Annotated in this window: 6 protein-coding genes; all 6 read left to right on the top strand. The window is 52.3% G+C overall.

The genetic code is table 11. The features are described 5' to 3' along the window. Window positions 1-1011: hypothetical protein (locus tag IQ235_RS13510; protein WP_264321978.1), on the top strand; the 1011-nt coding region annotated here is incomplete at its 5' end. After that, complete coding sequence (locus IQ235_RS13505; protein ID WP_264321977.1) at window positions 1012-1251, top strand: WGR domain-containing protein; 240 nt, start codon at window positions 1012-1014, stop codon at window positions 1249-1251. Window positions 1252-1355: 104 nt separating this feature from the next. Beyond that, window positions 1356-2945 (top strand): class I SAM-dependent DNA methyltransferase, encoded by a 1590-nt coding sequence (locus IQ235_RS13500; protein ID WP_264321976.1) that lies wholly within the window; start codon window positions 1356-1358, stop codon window positions 2943-2945. Next, complete coding sequence (locus IQ235_RS13495; RefSeq protein ID WP_264321975.1) at window positions 2935-3990, top strand: PDDEXK nuclease domain-containing protein; 1056 nt, start codon at window positions 2935-2937, stop codon at window positions 3988-3990. The genes IQ235_RS13500 and IQ235_RS13495 overlap by 11 nt, the downstream gene beginning before the upstream one ends. Before the next feature lie 37 nt (window positions 3991-4027). Beyond that, complete coding sequence (locus tag IQ235_RS13490; RefSeq protein WP_264321974.1) at window positions 4028-5326, top strand: restriction endonuclease subunit S; 1299 nt, start codon at window positions 4028-4030, stop codon at window positions 5324-5326. Window positions 5327-5395: 69 nt separating this feature from the next. Continuing rightward, the coding region (locus tag IQ235_RS13485) for a type I restriction endonuclease subunit R (RefSeq protein ID WP_264321973.1) at window positions 5396-7513 on the top strand (2118 nt) is incomplete at its 3' end.

Raw genomic sequence — 7513 nt, 5'->3', positions numbered from 1 at the left:
GGACGGATCGTCAACTCTAGCAGTATCTACGAGCGCAGTAACGTCGGTGGGTCGTTGGGAACGGCTCAGAAGTGGGCTAATCTCTGGCACGCTTTTGAAAAGGGGGAGGAGGTCGAGGGGAAGTTTGAGAAGTTTCGCTCGGTCTACGAAGCGGTTAAGCGAGGGGAGGAGGTTACGGGGGAGTCGGTTAGTTTTGACGACCAGAGCGAGGTTATTCCGCAAGTCGAGGGGGCGATTGGCGAGCTGGCGGTGAATGTATCGGCGATCGTCCGGCAGCTCGTTGAGGAGGAGACGACCCAGGCCAGGGAATCATGCGCTGAGGTGGTACGTCACGAGCGAGAGCTGACAGAGCTTGCCAGAGGAGAGCTTGAGCGTTTGACCGATGAGTTGAACGGGCTTCGCAAGGCGCACGAGGAGTTATTGGAACGTTACGAGGTGTTGGCTCGTGGCAAGGAGGTTTTACAAGGACAGTACGAAAGTCTCGAAGGGCAATCTGCTGATAAGGACGAGCATATCGAACGGCTGGAAGCTCGGGTGGCTGAACTGGCTCAGAAGTACGGTACTTCTGAGGCCAGGGTCACGGAGCTTGAAGTCACGTTGAAAACCGAGCGGGCTAGGTCTAAGGAGCTTGAGAGTCGGTGTACCACGATGGGTGAGGAATGTGCCACTTTACGGGATAGAGAGGTACAACTCGCTCAAAAAGGTGCGGCTCTTGAAGTCGAGATGAGCAGTGCGAAGTTACGGTATGACGACGAGCGGAAACAACGGGAGAGGCTCGAAGGGGAAATTCGATCGCTTAACGCTCTGCTCGTTGAAAAGGAGGGACGCGCTGCTACCGCCGAAGGTGAGACCCGACAATTGAAAGTGCAGATTGCAGCTCTTCGAGAGGAGGGGGGAGCGCAGAGTTTGGAGTTATCCCAGGAAGCGGAAGAAAGACCGCAACAACCGGGGCAATTGCCAGTCGAGCAAGAACCCAAGAGGCGAACTCGAAAGCGTTCGGGGGCAAAGTAAATGCCGACCTACCAGCTAGATAAATGGAGGTCTGCAAATTGGCAGCGGGGAAATCGCTTCTATCGGTGTGAAATCACCCAAGACTTATTCGGCAATTGGCTTGTAGTGAGACGGTGGGGTGCGATCGATTCTCGTCGGTGGGGAAGCAAGGATGAGGTCTGCACAGACTACGCAGAAGCGCAAAAGCTCTTTGGGGCTGTGGTCAAACGTAGAGAGAAACGACAATATATTCGGGTTTAGATCGGACGCGGAGAATGCCGTTCTTTGAGGGAACAACCCCAAGTTGAGAGTTAGAACAAACACTGTAAGATAGTCTGGGCTAATATCTTTGCAGTGGAGCCGCCGTGCCGAGGAAAAAGACAACCGCGACCAAAAAGAAGAAAAACGGAGCCAAGTTAGGCTTTGAAGAGAAGCTGTGGCAAGCTGCCGACAAACAGCGCGGTCACATGGACGCAGCCGAATACAAGCACGTCGTCCTGGGGCTGGTTTTCCTCAAGTACATCTCCGATGCCTTTAGCGAATTGTATAACCAGTTAGCCGCCGACGAGTACGCCGACCCCGAAGACCGCGACGAATACACCGCCGAGAACGTCTTCTACGTTCCCCAAGCCGCCCGGTGGTCGCACCTGCAAAGTAACGCCAAACAACCAGAAATCGGTAAACTCCTCGATGACGGCATGGAAGCCATCGAAAAGGAGAACCCGTCGCTTAAAGGCGTACTGCCCAAAGAATACGGCAAGCCCGCCCTGGATAAACGGCTGCTCGGGGAACTCATCGACCTGGTAGGAACCATCGGTTTAGGCGACGAGGAAAGCCGCTCTCAGGACATCCTCGGGCGCGTTTACGAATACTTTCTCGGTCAGTTTGCCAGTGCCGAAGGGAAAAACGGCGGCCAGTTCTACACCCCTCGCTGCGTGGTGCAAGTGTTGGTAGAAATGCTCGAACCCTACAAAGGTAGAGTCTACGACCCTTGCTGCGGTTCCGGGGGAATGTTCGTCCAGTCCGAGAAGTTCGTCTTAGCCCACGGCGGCCGGATTGGGGATATCTCCATTTACGGGCAAGAATCCAACCCCACCACCTGGAAGCTGTGCAAGATGAACCTGGCGATTCGCGGCATTGAGGGGAATCTGGGCAATCGCAACGCCGACAGCTTCCACAACGACTTACATAAAGACCTGAAAGCCGATTTTATCCTGGCAAATCCGCCATTCAACATTAGTGATTGGGGTGGGGAACGCCTCAGAGAAGATGGGCGGTGGCAGTATGGAACCCCTCCAGAGGGCAACGCTAACTACGCCTGGATGCAGCACATGGTTAGCCACCTCGCCCCGAGTGGGATTGCCGGGTTCGTGTTGGCGAACGGGTCGATGAGTTCCAACCAGTCGGGGGAAGGGGAGATTCGCCGGAGTTTGATTGATGCGGACTTGGTAGATTGCATGGTGGCATTGCCGGGGCAACTCTTCTATAACACCCAGATTCCGGCGTGTTTGTGGCTGCTGGCGCGGAACAAGCACCCTCACCCCCCGGCCCCCTCTCCCAGTGGGAGAAGGGGAGTTGACCGTCGGGGGAAGACGTTATTTATCGACGCACGAAAGTTAGGCCGGTTGGTAGACCGGGTGCATCGGGAACTCACCGAGGAGGAGATTCAGCGCATCGCCGATACCTACCATGCATGGCGGGGAGAGAAGGAGGCCCGAGAGTACGAAGACATCCCCGGTTTCTGCAAAAGTGCCAGTTGGGAGGAGATTAAAGGTCACGGGTACGTGCTTACGCCGGGGCGATACGTGGGGGCAGAAGCGGTTGAGGAGGACGACGAACCCTTCGAGGAGAAGATGCAGCGGTTGACGGCGACGTTGAACGACCAGTTCGCGGAGTCGGCGCGGTTGGAAGCGGCGATTCGGGAGAACTTGCGGGGGTTGGGGTATGAGTTCTAAAACCCCTCGTTTCGTCCCCGATGAATGGTATCGAGCTTTTCTCGAAGAGATTAAGCACAACATCCAATCGGCGCAGATTAAGGCAGCCGTATCGGTCAACCGTTCGTTAATCGAGCTTTATCTGAGTATCGGCGATGCGATTTTACTCAAACAAGACGAGGAAGGGTGGGGAAAATCGGTCATCGAACGCCTTTCTCAAGACTTGAAGAAAGGGTTTCCCAATATGAAGGGGTTTTCTCCCCGTAACCTCTGGAATATGCGACGGTTGAGCGAGTCGGTACGGGACGAGCCAATTCTGCAACAAGTTGTTGCAGAAATTCCCTGGGGTCACAATCTGGTGCTGCTCAATAAGATTAAGGAGGCTTCAGAGCGAGAATGGTATATTCGTAAAACCATCGAGAATAGTTGGTCGCGCAATGTCTTAACCCTGCAAATTGAGACGAATTTATACCGTCGAGAAGGCAAGGCGATTGCTAATTTCGATCGCACTTTACCCGCGCCGCAATCGGATTTAGCCAGAGAAACGTTTAAGTCACCCTATATCTTTGACTTTCTCAATCTTGGCGAGGAAGCCCACGAACGCGCCGTAGAGAAGGAGTTGGTCAAGCACATTACCAGTTTCTTGTTGGAATTGGGCGCGGGCTTTGCTTTTGTGGGGAATCAATATCCGTTAAATGTGGCGGGGAAAGATTATTTTCTCGACTTATTGTTTTATCACCTGAAATTGCGTTGTTTTGTCGTGATTGAGTTGAAAGCCAGGGAATTTACCCCAGAGGATGCGGGGAAGATGAATTTTTATCTGTCGGCGGTTGACGATCTGTTGAAGCATCCAGCGGACAATCCGAGTATTGGGATGATTTTGTGTAAGTCTAAGGCACAAGTGACGGCGGAATATGCGTTGCGGGATATGAATAAACCGATTGGAGTGGCGGAGTGGCAAGCGCAGATTACAAAGTCGTTACCGGAACGGTTGCAGACGGAGTTGCCGACGATTGAGGCGTTGGAGGCGGAGTTGGAAGCATTTTCTGGGGAGGGGGAAGAGTGAGTGTAGAGGGAAATAGTAATTTGATAAGTCCAACGTCATGAAAAGTAGAGAGATATTAGACAATTTATGTGAAGCCATAGTAGATTGCGAACATAAAACAGCTCCAATACAATCTTGGGGTATTCCTTCTATTCGGACTACAAATATAAAAAATGGCAGAATTGATTTTCAGAACGCAAATCGTGTTTCAGAAGAGACTTATCAGAAATGGACAGCACGACTAGAACCAAAACAAGGAGACTTAATTTTAGCTCGTGAAGCCCCTGTAGGAGAAGTCGGAATTATCCCTCCCAATCAAAAAGCTTGTCTAGGTCAAAGAACCGTCTTAATTCGCCCAGATAATAGTCAACTTAATTCACATTATCTTCTCTACTTATTATTAGCACCGGAAATGAGACATGAGATGTTATGTAGGGCTGAAGGTTCTACAGTCTCACACCTCAATATGTCCGATATCAGGGGATTGTTGATTCCAAGCCTCCCCCCACTTCCCGAACAAAAAGCGATCGCCCGTATTCTGGGAACCCTCGACGACAAAATCGAATTGAACCAGAAAATGAACCAGACCCTAGAAGCAATGGCACGGGCAATATTCAAGTCCTGGTTCGTCGATTTCGACCCCGTAACAGCGAAAATGGTAGGCAGACAACCCACCGGAATGGATGCCGCCACCGCCGCCCTTTTCCCCGATTCGTTCCAGGATTCCCCCTTGGGTTTGATTCCAAAGGGGTGGGAGGTAAAGCCATTACCCGAGGTTATAGAAGTTAATCCCACGAGAAGACTCTCCAAAGGTCAAGTTGCACCCTACTTGGAGATGAAGAGTATGCCAACACAAGGGCATCGATCCGATACGTGGATTAACAGACCTTTTGCTTCTGGCACTAAGTTTATCAATGGTGACACGTTGATGGCTCGAATTACTCCATGCTTAGAGAATGGTAAAACTGCTTTTGTAGATTTTTTGGAAGATGGGCAAGTTGGTTGGGGTTCTACAGAATATCTAATTTTTAGACCAAAGCATCCTTTACCTCTAGAGTTTGGCTATTATTTGTCCCGTAGTGACGAACTTAAAATGTTTGCCATACAAAATATGACTGGATCGAGTGGTCGTCAGAGAACGCCAGCTAATAGTTTTTGGCAATACTTAATGCCTATTCCACCAACAGAGATTACAACAAAGTATGGAAATTTAGTCAAAACTTATATGAAAAAAATAACAGGCAACAGCAATCAATCCCGTACCCTCTCCACTCTCCGCGACTCCCTCCTCCCCAGACTCATGTCCGGCAAAATCCGCGTTGCCGAAGCCGAACGACAAATAGAAAAGGCGATGTAATTTGGGGAATCACAGGTGATAACGAGTAATACTAAAGACAGACTCATTCACTCCTCGTTACCCTCACCCGTGGCAGCCATTACCGAATCCGTCATCGAAGAAGCCACCCTAAGCTGGCTTCAAAGTCTCGACTACACCATCCTCTCCGGCGACCAAATCGCCCCCAAGGCCCCAACTTCCGAACGGCAAACCTACGCCGATACCATCCTTGTCGAACGCCTGCAAACCGCCCTCGAAGTCATCAACCCCACCATCCCCTTCGCCGCCATAGAAGAGGCCATCGGCAAAATCACCCGAACCGACAGTCCCAACCTCATCGAAAACAATCGCCGCTTCCACAAACTCCTCACCGAGGGAGTCGATGTCGAATACCAACGAGACAGACGCACCATCTACGATAAAGTCTGGTTGGTCGATTTCACCCATCCCGAAAATAACGACTGGCTGGCCGTCAATCAACTTACCGTCATCGAGAACAAGAACAACCGCCGCCCCGATGTCGTCATCTTCATCAACGGCTTACCCCTGGCTGTCATCGAACTGAAAAACCCCACCACGGAAACCGCCACCATTCAAGGCGCGTTCAACCAACTGCAAACCTACAAAACCGATATATCCAGCCTCTTTCCCTACAACGAACTCTTCATCGTCTCCGATGGAACCGAAGCCCGCGTGGGAACCCTGACTGCCGATTGGGAATGGTTCATGCCCTGGCGAACCATCGACGGCGACACCATCGCCCCGAAAAAACAAGCCGAACTCGAAGTCCTCCTCAAAGGCATCTTTGCCAAACACCGCCTCCTCGACCTCCTGCGTTACTTCATCACCTTTGAAGTAGACGGCGACACCATCACCAAGAAAATCGCCGGATACCACCAGTACCACGCCGTCAACAAAGCCATCGAATCCACCGTCGCTGCCACCGCCGAAACCGGAGATAAAAAAGTTGGGGTCATCTGGCACACCCAAGGCAGCGGTAAAAGCCTCACCATGACCTTCTACGCTGGAAAAATCGTCCGGCATCGGGCATTAAACAATCCTAGCCTGGTCGTCCTCACCGATCGCAACGACCTCGACGACCAACTCTTCAACACGTTTTGCGCCAGTTCCGACCTGCTGCGCCAAACTCCCACCCAAGCCGACAACCGAGAACACCTCCAAGACCTATTGCAAGTCGCCTCGGGCGGCATCGTCTTTACCACCATCCAGAAATTCGCCCCCGAACCGGGACAAACCTATCCCACCCTCTCCGAACGCCGGAACATCATCTTCATCGCCGACGAAGCCCACCGCAGCCAGTACGGACTCAACGCCCGAGTGGTCAGAAAGCCCGATGAAGAGGAAGCCTACCTCAGTTACGGCTTTGCCAAACACCTCAGAGACGGTCTCCCTAACGCCTCCTTCATCGGCTTTACCGGAACCCCCATCGAAGCCACCGATAAAAACACCCCCGCCGTCTTCGGCAACTACATCGACATCTACGACATCCAACGCGCCGTCGAAGACGAAGCCACCGTCAAAATTTACTACGAAGGACGACTGGCAAAAATCCAACTCGACGAATCCGAACGCCCCCACATCGACACCGAGTTTGAAGAAGTCACCGAAACCGAAGAACAAACCGCCAAGGAAAAACTCAAGAGTAAATGCGCCAGACTCGAAGCCCTCGTCGGGTCAGAACGACGCATCGCCCAAATCGCCGAGGATATCGTCACCCACTTTGAAAACCGCCTCGCCAGCATTGAGGGCAAGGCAATGATAGTCTGCATGAGTCGCCGCATCTGCGTAGACCTCTACAACGCCATCATCCAACTGCGCCCCGACTGGCATCATGAAGACGACGACAAAGGCGCGAATAAAGTGGTGATGACGGGTTCGGCGGCCGACGATGGGAAAATGCAGCCCCACATCCGCAACAAACGCCGAAGAAAAGCCCTCGCCAAACGGTTTAAAAACCCCGCCAACGAGATGAAACTGGTTATCGTCCGGGATATGTGGCTGACGGGATTCGACGCGCCCTGCCTCCACACCCTCTACGTCGATAAACCGATGCGCGGTCACGGGTTGATGCAAGCCATCGCCCGAGGCAATCGGGTATTCAAAGACAAACCGGGCGGTCTGGTGGTGGATTATTTAGGCATTGCCGACCAACTCCGAGAAGCCCTCCACCATTACACCGCCGGAGAC

The sequence above is a fragment of the Zarconia navalis LEGE 11467 genome, assembly GCF_015207075.1.
GTDB lineage: Bacteria > Cyanobacteriota > Cyanobacteriia > Cyanobacteriales > Geitlerinemataceae > Zarconia > Zarconia navalis.
This window is presented reverse-complemented; position numbering and strand designations above follow the sequence as displayed.